Source organism: Kitasatospora sp. NPDC087271 (assembly GCF_044744605.1).
GTDB lineage: Bacteria > Actinomycetota > Actinomycetes > Streptomycetales > Streptomycetaceae > Kitasatospora.
Window position 1 is genome coordinate 580,898 of sequence record NZ_JBIUYQ010000001.1, and the last position, 16,490, is coordinate 597,387.

A 16,490-nucleotide genomic window follows, 5' to 3' on the forward strand; every position below is an offset into this window, starting at 1 on the left:
CCCGCGCCCGCTCCCCGCCCCGGAGGTCCCCGCATGCGCTTCCCGTTCCCGCGCGCCGCCCGCACCGCGCCGCCCGCCGCCGCCGTGTTCTCCCCCGCCGGCTCCCCCGGCTCCCCCGCCGACGGCGAGATCCTGCTGGAGACCGTCGGTCTCACCAAGGCCTACGCCGGCGCCGACGGCGCGCTGCCCGTGCTGTCCGGCATCGACCTCACCGTCCGGGCCGGCGAGATCGTCGCCCTGCTCGGCCGCTCCGGCTCCGGCAAGTCCACCCTGCTGCGCTGCCTGTCCGGGCTGATCCCGCCCAGCTCCGGCACCGTCGCCTACCGCGGCACCCCGCTCACCGGCGCCAACCCGGGCACCGCCCTGGTGTTCCAGACCTTCGCGCTGCTGCCCTGGCTGACCGTCCGGCAGAACGTCGAACTCGGTCTGGAGGCCCGCGGCGTGCCGCCCCGGGAGCGCGCCGAGGCCGCCGTCCAGGCCATCGACCTGATCGGCCTGGCCGGCTTCGAGTCCGCCTACCCCAAGGAGCTCTCCGGCGGCATGCGCCAGCGCGTCGGCTTCGCCCGCGCCCTGGTCGTCGAACCGGACGTGCTGATGATGGACGAGCCCTTCTCCGCGCTGGACGTCCTCACCGCCGAGAACCTGCGCGGCGAACTGCTGGAACTGTGGGAGTCCGGCCAGTTTCCCACCCGCGCCGTCGTGCTGGTCACCCACAACATCGAGGAGGCGGTCCTGATGGCCGACCGCGTCGTCGTCCTCGGCTCCCGCCCGTACGGCACCATCCGGGAGACCGTCGAGGTCGACCTCGACCGGCCCCGCGACCGCGACGCCGCCGCCTTCGACGAACTCGTCGACCGGGTCTACCGGATCATGACCGGACGCCCCAAGGAGACCCGCCTGCCCGGCCGCGCCGACGGCGCCCGGCCCGACCGGCGCACCGTCGCCAACACCCCGCTGCCCACCGCCAGCGTGGACGGCCTCGCCGGCCTCGCCGCGATGATCGCCCACCGCGGCGGCTGCTGCGACCTCGCCGACCTCGCCGACGAACTCGGCCTCGACATCGACGACATGCTCCCCCAGCTCGACGCCCTCGACCTGCTCGGCTTCGCCGAGATCCACGGCGACGACCTGCTGCTCACCGAGGCCGGCACCGCCTTCGCCGGAGCCGACGTCCAGGAGTCCCGGACCATCTTCGCCGGAGCCGCGGTGGACGTCCCGCTGGTCCGGCTGATCACCAACGGCCTGCGCGGCCGCCCCGGCGCCGCCGTGCACGCCGGCTTCTTCCGCGACCTGCTCGCCCACCACTACACCAGCGAACAGGTCGACCGGCAGCTGGAGACCGCCACCGACTGGGGCCGCTACGCCGGGCTGTTCGGCTACGACGCCGCCCTGCGGGAGTACCGGCTCGACGAGGAGACGGCCTAGGACGGGCCTCAGGCCTGGCCGGTGGCCGGGCGGCGGGCGGAGCGGACGGCGCGGGCGAACGGCTGCTCGGCCGTCGCGGCGGCCGGGCCGGTACCGCCGCCGTCACCGCCGTCACCGCGCCCGGGCAGGTCGTTGGCGATCAGCGCCGCCTCCGTCAGCAGGCCGCGCACCTCGGCGGCCCGGTAGAAGATCCGGGTGCCCTCCCGGCGCGAGACGACCAGCCCGGCCGCCCGCAGCCTGGCCAGGTGCTGCGAGGTCGCCGCCACGTGCGCGCCCAGCAGCTCCGCCAGTTCGCTGACCGGCAGCTCCCGCCGGGTCAGCGCCCAGAGCAGCCGGTACCGGGACGGGTCGGCGACCGCCTTCAGCACCGCGACCGCCCGCTCCGCCGCGTCCGTGTCCCACGCCTCTTCCTGCGCACCCATGCCAGGATCCTACCGAGCCGGCCCCGCCGCCCCGGCGGCGCCGAACCCGGTGCCGTCCGGCCGGGCGCGGGCGTCGACAGCGGGCGTACCCGGCGGGCGTCGACAGCGGGCGTCGATAGCGGGCCGATGGCCGGAGCTGCCAGGCTTCAGCCATCCTTTCAACCGCTGCCGACCGGCCGCACCGTCCAGGAGTTGGAGTCCGTACGAGATGATCGAGCACACCACGTTCCGTACCGCGGTCAGCGAATCGCACGAGCACAATCCCTGGGGCTGAGCGGCCTGGGTCCGCCTTCGGACGCCCGCCCGCCGGGCGGTGTCGGGGAGGACGGACCCGGCCGCCGTGGTCGGTGGGGCGACCACGGCGGCGGTTGGGGGGTGGGGGCGGGGTCATACCGTCAGGCCGCGGCGAGGGCCGCCCTGACCGCGGCGCCGACCTGCTCGGTGGTGAGGGAGCCGCCGAGGTCCGGCGTGCAGGCGCCCTCGGCCACGGCCGTGCCGACGGCCAGCTGGATCGCCTTCGCCTCGGCGGCCCAGCCCAGGCGCTCCAGCATCAGCGCGGAGCTGAGGATGGCGCCGAAGGGGTTGCCGATGCCCTGGCCGGCGATGTCGGGCGCGCTGCCGTGCACCGGCTCGTAGAGGCCGAACCCGGTGTCCGGGTTGATGTTGGCCGAGGCCGCGTTGCCCAGGCCGCCGGCCAGCATGGCCGCCAGGTCGCTGAGGATGTCGCCGTACGAGTTGTTGGTGACGATCACGTCGAACTGCGACGGGTCGGAGATCAGCTTCATCGCGGCGGCGTCGACGTAGAGGTGGGTGGAGCTGATGGCGGGGTGCTTCGCGGCGGCCTCGCGGAACACCCGCTGCCACACCTGGCCGCCGTGCCGGACGGCGTTGGACTTGTCGACCATGCAGACGCCGCGCTCGGCGATCGAGTACGCGTACTCCATCACCCGCGAGACGCCCATGTAGGTGCTGACGTCCGCGTCGACGGCCATCTCGTGCACGGTGTTCCCGCGCAGCACACCGCCGATGTCGGTGTAGAGGCCCTCGGTGTTCTCCCGGACGATCACGGCGTCGATGGCGCGGGTCCGGGCGTCGCGCAGCGGGCTCAGCCGCTCCTGGAGCAGGGTGGCCGGGCGGTGGTTGACGTACAGGTCGAGGTCGAAGCGCAGGCGCAGCAGGACGCCGCGGCCGTAGTCCGAGGTCTTCACGCGGGGGTCGCCGATGGCGCCGAAGAGCACCGAGTCGCTCGCCTTGATCCGCTCGAAGTCCTCGTCGGACAGGGAGACCCCGGTCCGCAGGTAGGTGTCGGCGTTGACGTGGTCGAGCACGTCGACCGCGAGGTCCAGGCCCAGCGACTCGATGGTCTCCAGGGCCTCCTTGGTCACCTCGGGGCCGATGCCGTCACCGGGGATGACGGTCACTGTCTTGGTCATGGGTCTCTCACCGTTTCTGGGGTGGGGCCGGCCGGGTGTGGGTCGGGTCGGCCGGGCCGGGGGCGTCGGGCAGGGTCACCGCCGCGCGGCCCTGGGAGCTGCGCCGGGGGGTGCGGTCGTCAGGAGGCCCGGCGCTGCTTCGCGGTGTCCGGGGAGGAGAAGGCGCCGCGGGTGATGCTGGTCATCCAGGCCGGGCGGCCCTGCTCGAAGGCGGCGATCGCGTCGGCCTTGCGCAGGGTGACGTCGATGTCGTCGAGGCCGTTGAGCAGCAGCCAGCGGGCGCGGTGGTCGGCCTCGAACTCCCAGGTCCCGAGGTCGGTGCCGACGGTCAGCTGCTCCAGGTCGACGGTGATCTCGAACTTCGGGTCGGCCTGGGCGCGTTCGGCGAGGTCGGCGACGACGGGCACCGGCAGGGCGACGGCCAGCAGGCCGTTCTTCAGCGCGTTGCGCAGGAAGATGTCGCCGAAGCTGGTGGCGATGACGGCCCGGAAACCCCAGTCGCGCAGGGCCCACACGGCGTGCTCGCGGGAGCTGCCGGTGCCGAAGTTGTGGCCCGCCACCAGGACGCTCGCGTCCTGGTGCTGCGGCTGGTTCAGGACGAACTCGGGCTCCTTGCGCCAGTGCCCGAACAGGGTGTCGGCGTAGCCGGTCTTGGTCAGCCGCTTGCAGAACTCGGCCGGGATGATCTGGTCGGTGTCGACGTCGTCCCGGGACAGGGCCACGGCCTGTCCGGTGTGCGCCGTGAGCGGCTCCCTCATGCCTCTGCCCCCTGCTGGTCGGTCTGGCTGCGGTCGGTCGAACGGGTCGAACAGGCCGGTCGGGTGGAACGGGTCGGGCGGGTCGGGCGGGTGTGCCCGGCGGGCGCGGTCACAGCTCGGTCGGCGCGGCCAGGCGGCCGACCACGGCGGTGGCGGCGGCGACGACGGGCGAGACCAGGTGGGTGCGGGCGTGGGTGCCCTGCCGGCCCTCGTAGTTGCGGTTGGAGGTGGACGCGACCCGCTGGATGCCCTGGAGGCGGTCGGCGTTGATGCCCATGCACATCGAGCAACCGGAGAGCCGCCACTGCGCGCCCGCGTCGAGGAAGACCTGGTCCAAGCCCTCCTCCTCGGCCTGGGCCCGGACGGCCATCGAGCCGGGGACGACGAGCATGGTGATCCGGTCGGAGACCTTGCGGCCGCGCAGCACGTCGGCCGCGGCCCGCAGGTCCTCGATCCGGCCGTTGGTGCAGGAGCCGAGGAAGACGGTGTTGATCTCGACGTCCCGCAGGGCGACGTCCGGTTCGAGGCCCATGTACTCCAGGGCGCGGCGCGCGGCCTGCTGCTCGGCGGGGGTCGCGAAGGTCTCGGGCGCCGGCACCGCGGCGTCCAGCGGGACGGCCTGGCCGGGGTTGGTGCCCCAGGTGACGAAGGGCTTGAGCCCGGTGACGTCCAGTTCGACCACGCGGTCGAAGGCGGCGCCCTCGTCGGTGCGCAGGGACTGCCAGTAGCGGACGGCCTCGTCCCAGTCGGCCTCGGCGGCCGGGTCCCAGCGCTCGCGCAGGTAGGCGAGCGTGGTGTCGTCGGGGGCGATCAGGCCGGCGCGGGCGCCCGCCTCGATGCTCATGTTGCAGACCGTCATCCGCCCCTCCATGGAGAGGTTCTCGACGGCCTTGCCGCGGTACTCGATCGCGTAGCCGTTGGCGCCGTTGGCGCCGATGTGCGCGATCAGCGCGAGGATCAGGTCCTTCGGCGTGACGTCGGCCGGCGGCTCGCCGACGAACTCGACGGACATCGTCCGGGGGCGCTGGAGCGCCAGCGTCTGGGTGGCGAGCACGTGCTCGACGTCGCTGGTGCCGACGCCGAAGGCGAGCGCCCCGAAGGCACCGTGCGTGGAGGTGTGGCTGTCACCGCACACCACGGTCATGCCGGGGCGCACGAAGCCCAGTTCGGGCGCCACCACGTGCACGATGCCCTGCCGGTCGTCGCCGAGCGAGAACAGCTCGATCCCCTGCTCCTCGCAGTTCTCGCGCAGGCGCTCCAGCTGGGCGCTGCCCATCGCGTCCTTGACCAGCAGCGTGTTGGTGGGCACGTTGTGGTCCTCGAGGGCGAGCGCGAGGTCGGGCCGGCGGACCCGGCGGCCGGCCAGTTGGAGGCCGTCGAAGGCCTGCGGGGAACTCGCCTCGTGGAGCAGGTGCAGGTCGATGTAGAGCAGGTCGGGCTCGCCCGGTGCCTGGTCGACGACGTGGCTCTGCCAGACCTTCTCGATCAGGTTGCGCTCGGTGCCGCCCATCAGCTGGCCACCGCCATCTCGCTGGTGCGCTCCAGGCGCTCGGCGATGATCTCGCGCAGCTCGCCCAGTTCGATGCAGGTGCCGTCGGCGCGGCCCGCGATGTAGGTCTCGTAGATCTCGTCGAGCAGGTCTCGCTCGGCGCCGATTCCCATCTGGTCGAACAGGTTGCGGACCACATTGCGCCCGGAGTGCCGGCCGATGAGAATTCCGCGCTCCCGGCCGAAACTGTGCGGCTCGACGTATTCGTAGGTCACCGGATTGCGCAGCATTCCGGCCTGGTGGATTCCGGCCTGGGTGGCGAAGGCGTTCTCCCCGAATATCGCCTTGTTGCGCGGGGTCGACATTCCGATGATCCGGGCCAGCAGCTGGTAGGCCTCGTAGAATTTCTCGGTGCGCAGCCGGCTGGTCAGGCCGAGCTGCTCGCCCTTGTAGAGCAGTACCGCCGCCAGCTCCTCCAGCGGGGTGTTGCCCGCGCGCTCGCCGATGCCGGCGATGGTGGCCTGCACCTCGTCCGCGCCCGCCTCGACGCCGGCCAGGGCGTTGGCGAGGGAGAGCCCGAGGTCCTGGTGGCAGTGGGTGGACAGGATGATGTGGTCCGGGATCCAGGAGCGGACCCGCGCCACCTGGGCGCCGAACTCGGCCGGGATCAGGCAGCCGGTGGTGTCGGCGAGCGCCACCGTGCCGGCGCCCTCCTCGATGCCGGCCTCGATCATCGGACGCAGCAGGTCGTCGCTGCCCCGGCTGGCGTCCTCGATGCCGAGCGTGATGTCGGTGAAGCCCAGCTCGCGGGCGAACCGGATGCTGTCGATGATCTCGTGCAGGCCCTCGGCCCGGGTGAGGCCGCGCTTGTGCTCCAGGTGGACGTCGCTGCCGGTGGCCATGATCTGGACCTGGTGGCGCTCGACGCCGCCGGCCTCGGCGGCCAGCTCGATGTCCGCGCGGACGGCCCGGTTGAGAGTCGCCACCTTGGCGGTGGTGAGCGCGCCCGCGATGAGTCTGGTCGCCTCGAAGTCACGCGGTGAGGAGCTGGGGAAGCCGGCCTCGATGGTGTCGACACCGGTGGCCTCGATGGCGAGGGCCAGCTCCAGTTTCTGGTCGGGGTTCATCGCGTTGCCCGGGGCCTGTTCGCCGTCGCGCAGTGTCGAGTCGAATACCCGGAGCCGCCGTGCGGTGGGGACGGATTTCGGAGACATGGATTTTCCGCCTCTTTCGGGAACGCCGCCGGACGGGCGACCGGACGGGAGGTCGCGGTGTGCGGCGGCGGAGGATTGTGGCTGGCAGCGGTGACTTTACTGGTCCGGAATCACTGCCCGTCAAGACTTTTCGAACAAATAATCATTCGATGGCGGGCCGATAGCGGGACCCCTGACAATAGGCTTGACGCGCCCTTTTCCCGATGCATCGTGTACTGAGGCAAGGAGTGGTTTTCATGCGAGATATCCCGTCCGAGGAACGTCCGCCGGCCCGGTTACCGCGCCCGGGGCGGGTGGGCTGATGGCGAGGGTCATCGTCGAAGCGCTGGACAGCGTCCACGGGCGCACCGCCGTCGGCCTCGACGCGAGACTGGAGTCGCTGGTCGACAACGAGTGGGTGCCGGTGGTCGAGCGCAGAACGGACGCGAGCGGCCGGATCGAGGAGTGGGGCGGGACGGACGGCGGGCGCGGCCTCTACCGGCTGGTGTTCGACGTCGACCGGTACTTCAGCGGGCTCGGCCTGTTCACCGTGCACCCCGAGGTGGCGGCCACCTTCCGGGTCTCCGACGGCGAGTCGGGGCACCGGGTGAGCCTCACCCTCTCGCTGAACCACTACGCGGTGGCCTTCATCGCCGACTAGGAAGGTGGACCCGGGCCTGCGGGGGGCTCCGGGTCGCCGGCGGCCAGCCGGGCGGAGCGCAGCAGGTCGAGCGTGCGGGCCTCCTCGGCGGGGGTCCGCATGAGGCGGAACACCAGCCGGGCCCGCCGCAGGTGCTGGACCGCCAGGTCGGCCTCCCCGGTGCCGAGCGCCAACTCGCCGAGGGTGACGAGGATCCGGCCCATGATCAGCCGCTCGTTGGAGCCCTCCGCGAGGAGCAGGGCGCGGTGCAGGGCGTGGGCGGCCTCGCCGCTCTCGCCGAGCCGGTGGCGGGCCGCCCCGATGCCGTGCAGGGCGTAGATCTCGCCGGTGTGGTCGCCGATCAGCCGGACGACGTCGAGGGCGCGGGAGAAGGCCTCCAGGGCCCGGTCGTAGCCGCCGCGTTCCAGGTGGCTCTGGCCCATCCGGTGCAGCACCTGGGCCTCGACCCGCCGGCCGCGGCCCTCCCGGCTCAGCCGCAGCGCCTCGTCGAGGAGCTCTCCGGCGCCCTCCTCGTCGCCCTCGCCCAGTTTGAGCTGGGCCAGGTTGTGCAGCACGTAGGCGACGGCGACGGAGCCGCCGCTCGCCCGCAGGACGGTGAGGGCGGCCTGGTAGTGGGCGGTCGCCTCGTCGATCCGGCCGTCCACCCGGGCGAGGTAGCCGAGGCCGCGGGCGGTGAGGGCGGAGCCGAGGTCGTCGCCGAGGTCGGTGAAGATCCCGGCGGCCTGGCGGAAGCGCTCCTCGGCGGCGGCGAAGTTCTGCCGGGTCAGCGCGAGCGAGCCGAGGGAGTGCAGTGCGGCGGCCTGGCCGAGCCGGTCGCCACCCTTGCGGGCGGCCGCGAGGGCGAGTTCGTGGGTGTCGCGCCAGTCGTCGAGCCGGCCGTGGGTCTCCAGGAACGTCACGGCGGTGACGGCGAGTTCCCAGCAGTGCGCGGTGAGGCCCATCATGGCCGCCTGTCTGACCCGGGGCACGAGCATGGGCCGCTCCCGGGCGAACCACCGCAGCGGCTCGGCCAGCAGCCGGTCCACCGTCCGGGCGGGCAACGGGTGCAGGGCGGTGCCGCGGCCGCGGATCAGCACGTCGCGGCCGTACTCGCGCTGCCTCGCCTCGATCAGCAGGTAGAGGAAGCAGCCGATCACCCGGGCCAGTGCGGACTCCCGCTCCTCGACGCTCTCCTCGTCGACGAGGCGTTCGCGCGCGAAGACCCGGACCAGGTTGTGCAGCCGGTACTGGGTGTGGCGTCCGGGCGCGGTGCCGACGGCGTCCAGCAGCTGGGCGTCGGAGAGTTCGTCGATCAGGTCCTGGACCTGGTACTCGGGCAGGTCGAGCAGCGCCATGCCGACCCAGGTGGAGAACGGCCCCTCGTCGATCAGGGCGATCCGCCGCAGCAGCCGGCGGGCGTCCTCGCTGACGCTCTCGTAGGTGAGCGAGAGGCCGGCTCTGATGCCGACGTCGGCGTACTTGAGCTCGTCGAGCCGGCGGGTCCCGTCCTCCAGCCGCTCCACCAGTTCGGTGATCTCCCAGTGCGGCCGGGCGGCGAGCCGGGCGCCGGCGATGCGCAGCGCCAGCGGCAGGTGGTCGCAGAGTTCGGCCAGCGCCTTCGCCGCCTCCGGTTCGGCCGCCACCCGCGCGGGGCCGGCGATCCGGCCGAGCAGTTCCGCGGACTGGCCGGGGTCGAAGGTGTCGACGTCCACCCGGACGGCTCCGGCGAGGCTGCCGATGTGCCGCCGGCTGGTGACGATCACGGCCGAGGTGGGCTTGCCCGGCAGCAGCGGGGTGATCTGGCTCTCGGTGGCGACGTTGTCGAGGACGATCAGCACCCGGCGCTCGGCGAGCAGGGCCCGGTACATCTCGGCCCGCTCCTCCAGCCCGTCGGGGATGGCGGTGCCGTTGACGCCGAGGGCGCGCAGGAAGCGCTCCAGCACCTGGGCCGGGCCGACGGTGTCGGGGGCCCCGGCGTGCAGGTCGGCGAAGAGCTGCCCGCCGGGGAACTCGGCGGCGATCTGGTGGGCCGCGTGGACGGCCACGGCGGTCTTGCCGACCCCGGCCTTGCCGACGACGGAGACGATCGGGACGGCGAGCCGGGACTGGTCGTGGGAGGAGAGCAGCAGCCGTTCGCGCAGGCCGGCGAGCAGGTGCTCGCGGCCGGTGAAGTCGGCGAGGTCGGCGGGGAGCATCTCCGGGACGGTGGCGGGGGCGGCGGTGGCCACGGGTGGCGCGGCGGCGGACTCGGCGGCCGGGGTGGCGTGGGTGACGGTCGGACGGCCGTCGGGCAGGTCGAGCCGGGGGTCGCCGGCGAGGATGGAGAGCTCGAGCCGCTGAAGCCGGGGGTCGGGTTCGACACCGAGTTCGTCGATCATCCACTGGCGGGTGTCGCGGTAGACCTGGAGCGCCTCGGTCTGGCGCCCGGAGCGGTAGAGCGCCAGCATCAGCTGGCCGCGCAGCCGCTCCCGTAACGGGAACTCGTCGACCAGGCCGATGAGTTCGCCGACGGCCGCGCCGTGCCGGCCGAGTGCGAGTTCGAGCTGGATGCACTCCTCGGTGGCGCCGACCCACTGCTCGGTGAGCTGGCCGGCGGCGGACCGGAGCGCCTCGCTGGGCAGGCCGCCGAGGGGGTCGCCGCGCCACAGTCCGAGCGCCTGCCGGAAGAGGGCGGCGGCCTCCGCCTTGCGGTCGCGGTCCGCCGCCGTCCGGTCGCGGCCCTCCGCCTTCCGGTCGCGCAGCGCCCGCGCCTTCCCGACCAGGTCGCGGGCCTGGAGCAGGTCGAGCTGGGCGTCCGCCGCCTTCACCATGTAGCCCTGCGGGTGGGTGGTGATGACGTCGGAGAGGCCGTGCACGGCGAACAGCCGGCGCAGGGCGGAGACGCTGATCTGCAACTGTGCGCGGGCGGTGGCCGGCGGGGCCTCCTCGTAGAGAGCGCGGACCAGGCGGTCCACGCTGACCACCCGGTTGACGTCGAGGAGCAGCGCGGCGAGCACCGTCTGCTGCCGGATCCCGCCGAGGTTCAGCGGCCTGGCGTCGACGAGCGCTTCGAGCGGGCCGAGAATGCGGTACTCGACCCGGGGCACGGGTGAGGAACTGCCGTCGTGGCGTATGCCGGAACCAGGTCGGTACCCCACCGTTTCCACTCCCCCCAGAGGAATAGGCGCAGGATCGCAAGGCACTCTAAGGACGGCCCGGTCAATGGGTCAACGATATTCAGTTCTCCCCAAAAGACGCCGCCTGACGGACTGCGATCGGCGTCCGCGCCCCCGGGTGACCGGCGGGGAATCGGCGTGGAAAGGCCGGTTGGCCGGATCGGCGCGCACCGATCCGGCCAACCGCGGCCCGGGGCGGTTCTCAGGCCTTCATCAGCTCCGCCACCCGGAAGGCGAGGTCGAGGGACTGGCGGTGGTTCAGCCGTGGGTCGCAGGCCGTCTCGTAGCGCTGGTGCAGGTCCTCGGCGCGGACCTGGTCGCCGCCGCCGAGGCACTCCGTGACGTCGTCGCCGGTGAGTTCGACGTGGATGCCGCCGGCGTGCGTGCCCAGCTCCCGGTGCACCTCGAAGAAGCCGGCGACCTCGCCCAGGATGTCGTCGAAGCGGCGGGTCTTGCGGCCGTCGTCGGTCTGGACGGTGTTGCCGTGCATCGGGTCGCAGATCCAGGCGACCCGGGCGCCCTCCGCCGTGACCTTCTCCACCAGCGGCGGCAGCAGTTCGCGCACCCGGCCCGCGCCCATCCGCACCACGAAGGTCAGCCGGCCGGGCCGGCGGTCGGGGTCGAGGCGGTCGACGTAGCCGAGGACCTCGTCCGCGGTGGTCGTGGGGCCGAGCTTGACGGCGATCGGGTTGTGGATCCCGGCGAAGTACGCGATGTGCGCGTCGTCCAGGCCCCTGGTCCGCTCGCCGACCCAGAGCAGGTGCCCGCTGGTGGCGTAGTGCGCCCCGGTGCGCGGGTCGGTGCGGGTGAGGGGCTGCTCGTAGTCCAGCAGCAGTCCCTCGTGGCTGGCGAAGAACTCGGCCTCCAGCAGCCCGGCCGGGTCGCAGCCGCAGGCTTGCAGGAAGCGCAGCGCGCGGTCCACGCCGTCGGCCAGTTCCTCGTAGCGGCGGGCCTCGGCGGAGTCCTCCAGGAAGCCGCGGTTCCACTGGTGGGCCTGGTAGAGGGAGGCGCTGCCGCCGGCCGCGAAGCCGCGGACCAGGTTGAGGGTGACCGCCGACGCCTCGTACATCCGCCGCAGCCGCGCCGGGTCCGGGCGGCGGGCCGCCTCGGTGAACTCCGGGCCGTTGACCGCGTCACCCCGGTAGGAGGGCAGGCTGAGGCCGTCGCGGGTCTCGTCCGGCTGGGAGCGGGGCTTGGCGTACTGCCCGGCCAGCCGGCCGATCTTCACGACCGGGACGCCGCTCGCGTAGGTCAGGACCACCGCCATCTGCAACAGGGTGCGCAGCTTGGCGGTGACCGCGTCCGCGGTGAGCCCGCCGAAGGTCTCGGCGCAGTCGCCGCCCTGGAGGACGAAGGCCTCGCCGGCGGCGACGGCGGCCATCCGGTCGGTCAGCCGGTCGCACTCCTCGGCGAGGACCAGGGGCGGGGCGGCCGACAGGTCGGCGACCACCTCGCGCAGCGCCGCCCGGTCCGGCCACTGCGGTTGCTGGGCCGCCGGCAGGGAACGCCAGGCGGCGGGTGCTCCGGTCTGCGGAATTCGATTCATCACGGCCCTCGGATGGGAACGGAAATCGCTGGCCCGCTCATTGCAGCCCGGCCACGGAAAGAAGGTCAAGCGTCCGCGAATTGGCCTGCTCCCGCACCGGAGAACTGGTCTGACCGCCTTCCGGGACGAACGGATTGACTGGAGGCCATTGGTTCACCGGCCGTACCCAGCCGGCCATTCACGATGAGGATTCCGATGCCAGACGCGCCATCGCACCCTCCGTTCGCCGTCCGGCTCGGCACCGAGCCGCTGCCGCCGCACGACCCGCTGGAGCTGTACACGCGGCTGGGCGACCGGCTCGGCGCGGAGCAGGTGTACCTGCTGGAGAGCCTGACCGAGTCCGGCCGGCAGGGCGGGCCCGCGGTGCTCGGCTGCGGCCCGCTCGCCGAGATCCGGCTGTACGGCTCGTACCTGGAGATCGACGGCGTCGCGGAGCTCGCCCCGGTGCTGCGGGCGACCGCCGAGGCGGCGGGCCTCACCCCCGCCGCGGACGCCCCCGGGCGGCTGGAGGCCCCCGAGCCGGCCCGCGTCTGGGAGTTCCTGCGGCGCGCGCAGGGCCTGTTCGGCCTGGAGCCGGGCCTGCCCGGCGACCGCTTCCACTTCGGCTTCCTGGCCCGGTTCGGCTACGACGCGGCCTGGCACATGGAGGACCTGCCGGCCCGGGCGCTGCCGCCGGCCCGCCCGGACGCCGTGCTGACGCTGTTCCGCGACAGCGTGCACTACGGCACCGACGGCGCGCCGGTCCTGCGGACCGCCGACAGCCCTGCCTTCGGCGAGCACGGCCGCCACGACCTCGCGGGCGCGGCCCGGGAGGCGGCCGGGCAGGAGCCGCGGGCCGCGTGCCCGCCGGCCGTCCGCCCGCAGTCCGTGCACGACAGCGTGGACCGCGACACCTTCCACGGCTGGGTCCGGCGCTGCCTGGAGCACATCGGGGTCGGCGACATCTACCAGATCCAGGTCGGCCACCGGATCGACGTCCGCACCGCGCTGACGCCGGTCGAGGTCTACCGGCGGCTGCGCTCGCGCAACCCCTCCCCGCACATGTACCTGCTCCCGAACGGCGAGGGCACGCTGATCGGCGCCAGCCCCGAGCTGCTGTTCCGGATCGAGGACGGCCGGATCGTGATGCGCCCGATCGCCGGCACCACCCGTCGCGACCAGGACGAGGAGGAGAACGAGCGGCGGATCAAGGCCCTGCTGGCGAGCACCAAGGAGCAGGCCGAGCACGTCATGCTGGTCGACCTCTCCCGCAACGACATCAGCCGGGTCTGCAAGCCGCACACCCTGACGGCCGACGACCTGATGGTGGTGGAGACCTTCTCGCACGTCTTCCACCTGGTGTCCACGGTCAGCGCCGAGCTGGAGGAGGACGCCGACGTGTGGCGGTCGCTGTGCGCGACCTTCCCGGCCGGCACCATGACCGGCGCGCCGAAGCTGCGCGCCATGGAGATCATCCACGAGATCGAGCGGGAGCCGCGCGGAGCCTACGCCGGTGCCGTCGGCCTGATCGACGTCGGCGGCTGGAGCGAACTGGCCCTGTGCATCCGCACGATCGCGCACGACGGCGCGGTGTACTCCGTGCAGAGTTCCGCGGGGATCGTCGCCGACTCGACCCCCGAGGGCGAGTGGAACGAGACGTTGGCGAAGCTGGGCGCCGCCTACTGGGCGCTGACGGGTGAGGAGTTGACGGCGTGAAGGTTCTGCTGGTGGACGCGCGGGACAGCTTCGTCCACATCATCGACCAGTACCTGCGGGCACTCGGCGCGGACACCGAGGTGGTCCGCTCGCACACCCGCACCCCCGAGCAGCTGGCCGCGACCGCGCCCGACGCGGTCGTGCTCGGCCCCGGCCCCGGGCACCCGGCGGCCTCCGGCCACGTCGAGCTCGTCCACCACTTCGCCGGGAAGGTCCCGCTGCTCGGCGTGTGCCTGGGCCACCAGGCGATCGGCCTGGCGTTCGGCGGGCGGGTCCAGATCGCCGACCGGCTGATGCACGGGCGCACCAGCACCGTGACGCACGACGGGCGCGGCCTGTTCGCCGGCCTCGGCAACAGCCTCACCGCGACCAGGTACCACTCCCTGATCGTCACCCAGCCGCTGCCCGAGGACCTGGAACTCACCGCGACCGCCGACGACGACGGCTACGTCATGGGCATGCGGCACCGCAGCCTGCCCATCGAGTCCGTGCAGTTCCACCCCGAGAGCATCACCACCACCGGCGGCATGCAGTTGCTGGAGAACTTCCTCGCGGTCGGCGCCGGGCGCTGACCGCACGCACATCGGAACCGACGAGCGGAAATGGGTGACCAGTGACAGGGAATGGTGAATCGCGCAGCTGGCCGCAGTTGCTCACGGCGCTGATCGGCGGGACGGACCTGAGCACCGCCGACACCGCCTGGGCGATGGACCGGGTGATGCGCGGCGAGGCGGCGCCGGCGCAGCTGGCCGGCTTCCTGGTGGCGCTGCGGGCCAAGGGCGAGACCGCCGAGGAGGTCGACGGGCTGGTCCGGGCCGCGCGCGAGCACACGGTGCGGGTCGACGTGCCGGGGCCGACACTGGACATCGTCGGCACCGGCGGGGACGGCGCCAAGACCGTGAACGTGTCCACCATGGCCGCGATCGTGGCGGCGGCCGCCGGGGCCCGGGTGGTCAAGCACGGCAACCGCTCGGCCTCCTCCGCCTCCGGCTCGGCGGACGTGCTGGAGCGGCTCGGCATCGCACTGGAGCTCTCGGCCGAGGAGGTGGCCCGCTCGGTGCGCGAGGTCGGGATCGGCTTCTGCTTCGCCCCGGCCTTCCACCCGGCGTTCCGCCACGCGGCCGTCGCCCGCAAGGAGTTGGGCGTGCCGACGGCGTTCAACGCGCTGGGCCCGCTGACCAACCCGGCCTCGCCCACGGCCATGGCGGTCGGCGTCGCCGATCCCCGGCTGGGCCCGCTGATCGCCGCCGTGTTCGCCCGCCAGGGCGTGGACGCGCTGGTCTTCCGGGGCGACGACGGCCTCGACGAACTGTCCGTCTCCACCACCTCGACGGTCTGGACGGCGACCACCGGCCGGTTCGTGCAGGAGCGGCTCGACCCGCGCGAGCTCGGGATCGCGACGGCGGCCCCGGACGCGCTGCGCGGCGGCGACGCGGCCCACAACGCGGGCGTGGTCCACGCCGTCCTGGACGGCGAGCAGGGCCCCGTCCGTGACGCCGTCCTGCTGTCCGCGGCGGCCGGTCTGGCGGCGCTGACGCCCTCCGAGCGGCCGGTCGTCGAGCGGCTGGCGGCCGTGCTGCCCCGGGCCGCCGAGGCGGTCGACTCCGGCGCGGCGGCCGCCCTGCTGAAGCGCTGGGCCGAGAGCGGGCCGCCGCGCGCGGGGCGGCCGGACTGAGCCGCCACCGGGCCGCCGCCGTCGGGCGGCGGCACCGGGGCGCGACGCCGACGGGCCGCGCGGACCTCCTCGGGGGGAGGCCCGCGCGGCCCGTCGCGTTGGTGCGGGGTGGTCGTACGGCCCGCGTCCGCCCCGTTCGTCCGCCCCCGGCGTCACGGAGGCGGGCGAAGGGGCGTACGGGCGGGGCGGGCGGCGGTCAGGCGCGGTGGCGCAGCTCCAGCGTGCAGCACTTGACGCTGCCGCCGCCCTTGAGCAGCTCGGACAGGTCGACGCCGATCGGCTCGAAGCCGCGCTCCCGCAGCTTGTCGGCGAGGCCCGTGGCCGCCTCCGGCAGGAACACGTGCAGGCCGTCGCTGACCGCGTTGAGGCCGAACACGGCGGCGTCGCCGGCGTCGGCCAGCACCGCGTCCGGGAACAGCCGGCGCAGCACCTCGCGGCTGCCCGCGGAGAAGGCCTCCGGGTTGTACATGATCTCGTCGCCGTCCAGCACGGCCAGCGCGGTGTCCAGGTGGTAGTAGCGCGGGTCGACCAGCTCCAGGCCGATGACCGGGCGCCCGAAGAACTCCTGGGCCTCGGCGTGTCCGGCCGGCGTGCTGCGGAAGCCCCGCCCGGCGAGCACGTACTCGGCGGTGACCAGGAAGTCGCCCTCGCCCTCGTTGACGTGCTCCGGGTCGTGCAGCTCGGGGTAGCCGTTGGCGCGGAACCACTCCAGGTAGGCGGGGCCCTCGGCGGCGCGCTCGGCGTTGCGGAAGCGGGCGCCGAGCACCTTGCCGTCCACCACGGTGGCGCCGTTGGCGGCGTAGACCATGTCGGGCAGGCCCGGGATCGGGTCGATCAGGTCGACCCGGTGGCCGAGCTCCTGGTAGAGCGCGTACAGCCGCTCCCACTGCGCCACGGCGAGCCCGGTGTCGACCGGCTTCGCCGGGTCCATCCACGGGTTGATCGCGTAGGTGACCTCGAAGTGGCTGGGGCGGCACATCAGGTAGTGCCGGGGCCGGGCCGTGCGCTCGGCGGTGCGCGGGGTGACAGCGTTCATCGGTGACTCCTCGTGAGGGCTTC

13 protein-coding genes are annotated in these 16,490 nt (G+C 73.5%); 5 read left to right on the forward strand and 8 right to left on the reverse strand.

Annotated features, from left to right (window positions below; all coding sequences use genetic code 11):
• Window positions 1-33 precede the first annotated feature (33 nt).
• Window positions 34-1,425 (forward strand): nitrate/sulfonate/bicarbonate ABC transporter ATP-binding protein, encoded by a 1,392-nt coding sequence (locus ACIO9K_RS02440; protein WP_363623393.1) that lies wholly within the window; start codon window positions 34-36, stop codon window positions 1,423-1,425.
• A gap of 8 nt (window positions 1,426-1,433) precedes the next feature.
• Here ACIO9K_RS02440 and ACIO9K_RS02445 read toward each other — a convergent pair whose 3' ends face one another.
• The 5 genes from ACIO9K_RS02445 to ACIO9K_RS02465 form a co-directional block, all read right to left on the reverse strand.
• The gene (locus ACIO9K_RS02445; RefSeq protein WP_363623391.1) at window positions 1,434-1,847 is read right to left on the reverse strand and encodes a metalloregulator ArsR/SmtB family transcription factor; all 414 of its coding nucleotides are present in this window, start codon (window positions 1,845-1,847) and stop codon (window positions 1,434-1,436) included.
• A 395-nt stretch (window positions 1,848-2,242) separates the two neighbouring features.
• Entirely contained in the window at window positions 2,243-3,280 is a 1,038-nt protein-coding gene (locus ACIO9K_RS02450) for an isocitrate/isopropylmalate family dehydrogenase (protein ID WP_363585077.1), read from the reverse strand.
• 119 nt (window positions 3,281-3,399) lie between these two features.
• Entirely contained in the window at window positions 3,400-4,038 is a 639-nt protein-coding gene (gene leuD / locus ACIO9K_RS02455) for a 3-isopropylmalate dehydratase small subunit (protein WP_400326307.1), read from the reverse strand.
• A 109-nt stretch (window positions 4,039-4,147) separates the two neighbouring features.
• Window positions 4,148-5,548 carry a 3-isopropylmalate dehydratase large subunit gene (gene leuC / locus ACIO9K_RS02460; protein WP_363585081.1) on the reverse strand — a complete coding sequence of 467 codons (1,401 nt, stop codon included), beginning with the start codon at window positions 5,546-5,548 and terminating at the stop codon, window positions 4,148-4,150.
• Entirely contained in the window at window positions 5,548-6,741 is a 1,194-nt protein-coding gene (locus tag ACIO9K_RS02465; RefSeq protein WP_363585082.1) for a pyruvate carboxyltransferase, read from the reverse strand. Before ACIO9K_RS02465 ends, leuC begins: the two co-directional genes overlap by 1 nt.
• Before the next feature lie 301 nt (window positions 6,742-7,042).
• Here ACIO9K_RS02465 and ACIO9K_RS02470 point away from each other — a divergent pair, with 301 nt between their 5' ends.
• Complete coding sequence (locus ACIO9K_RS02470; protein ID WP_363585084.1) at window positions 7,043-7,381, forward strand: hydroxyisourate hydrolase; 339 nt, start codon at window positions 7,043-7,045, stop codon at window positions 7,379-7,381.
• Here ACIO9K_RS02470 and ACIO9K_RS02475 read toward each other — a convergent pair.
• Together ACIO9K_RS02475 and ACIO9K_RS02480 are read right to left on the reverse strand one after the other, a co-directional pair.
• Window positions 7,378-10,497, reverse strand: coding sequence for an AfsR/SARP family transcriptional regulator (locus ACIO9K_RS02475; RefSeq protein ID WP_400326312.1), 3,120 nt, complete (start codon window positions 10,495-10,497; stop codon window positions 7,378-7,380). The two genes, ACIO9K_RS02470 and ACIO9K_RS02475, sit on opposite strands and share 4 nt — an antisense overlap.
• Window positions 10,498-10,717: 220 nt before the next feature.
• A complete protein-coding gene (locus tag ACIO9K_RS02480) occupies window positions 10,718-12,061 on the reverse strand; it encodes a class II 3-deoxy-7-phosphoheptulonate synthase (RefSeq protein WP_363623385.1) in 1,344 nt (447 codons plus the stop codon).
• Window positions 12,062-12,256: 195 nt separating this feature from the next.
• Between ACIO9K_RS02480 and ACIO9K_RS02485 the strand changes: the two genes are divergently transcribed.
• From ACIO9K_RS02485 to trpD, 3 genes are read left to right on the forward strand one after another with little or no spacing between them, the layout of a single operon-like run.
• Window positions 12,257-13,756 carry an anthranilate synthase component I family protein gene (locus ACIO9K_RS02485; RefSeq protein ID WP_400326315.1) on the forward strand — a complete coding sequence of 500 codons (1,500 nt, stop codon included), beginning with the start codon at window positions 12,257-12,259 and terminating at the stop codon, window positions 13,754-13,756.
• Window positions 13,753-14,328 (forward strand): anthranilate synthase component II, encoded by a 576-nt coding sequence (locus ACIO9K_RS02490; RefSeq protein WP_400326318.1) that lies wholly within the window; start codon window positions 13,753-13,755, stop codon window positions 14,326-14,328. Before ACIO9K_RS02485 ends, ACIO9K_RS02490 begins: the two co-directional genes overlap by 4 nt.
• Before the next feature lie 41 nt (window positions 14,329-14,369).
• Window positions 14,370-15,431 (forward strand): anthranilate phosphoribosyltransferase, encoded by a 1,062-nt coding sequence (gene trpD / locus ACIO9K_RS02495; protein ID WP_363585090.1) that lies wholly within the window; start codon window positions 14,370-14,372, stop codon window positions 15,429-15,431.
• 196 nt (window positions 15,432-15,627) lie between these two features.
• Here trpD and ddaH read toward each other — a convergent pair whose 3' ends face one another.
• Window positions 15,628-16,467, reverse strand: a complete 840-nt coding sequence (gene ddaH / locus ACIO9K_RS02500) for a dimethylargininase (RefSeq protein ID WP_363623379.1) — start codon at window positions 16,465-16,467, stop codon at window positions 15,628-15,630.
• Between the last annotated feature and the right edge of the window lie 23 nt (window positions 16,468-16,490).

Excerpts from the sequence above, each read along its gene's own strand:
- ACIO9K_RS02480 (WP_363623385.1), bottom strand. The coding sequence starts at position 12,061 with ATGAATCGAATTCCGCAGACCGGAGCACCCGCCGCCTGGCGTTCCCTG.
- leuD (WP_400326307.1), bottom strand. The coding sequence starts at position 4,038 with ATGAGGGAGCCGCTCACGGCGCACACCGGACAGGCCGTGGCCCTGTCC.
- ddaH (WP_363623379.1), bottom strand. The coding sequence starts at position 16,467 with ATGAACGCTGTCACCCCGCGCACCGCCGAGCGCACGGCCCGGCCCCGG.
- ACIO9K_RS02465 (WP_363585082.1), bottom strand. The coding sequence starts at position 6,741 with ATGTCTCCGAAATCCGTCCCCACCGCACGGCGGCTCCGGGTATTCGAC.
- ACIO9K_RS02450 (WP_363585077.1), bottom strand. The coding sequence starts at position 3,280 with ATGACCAAGACAGTGACCGTCATCCCCGGTGACGGCATCGGCCCCGAG.
- ACIO9K_RS02440 (WP_363623393.1), top strand. The coding sequence starts at position 34 with ATGCGCTTCCCGTTCCCGCGCGCCGCCCGCACCGCGCCGCCCGCCGCC.
- ACIO9K_RS02445 (WP_363623391.1), bottom strand. The coding sequence starts at position 1,847 with ATGGGTGCGCAGGAAGAGGCGTGGGACACGGACGCGGCGGAGCGGGCG.
- ACIO9K_RS02470 (WP_363585084.1), top strand. The coding sequence starts at position 7,043 with ATGGCGAGGGTCATCGTCGAAGCGCTGGACAGCGTCCACGGGCGCACC.
- ACIO9K_RS02485 (WP_400326315.1), top strand. The coding sequence starts at position 12,257 with ATGCCAGACGCGCCATCGCACCCTCCGTTCGCCGTCCGGCTCGGCACC.
- leuC (WP_363585081.1), bottom strand. The coding sequence starts at position 5,548 with ATGGGCGGCACCGAGCGCAACCTGATCGAGAAGGTCTGGCAGAGCCAC.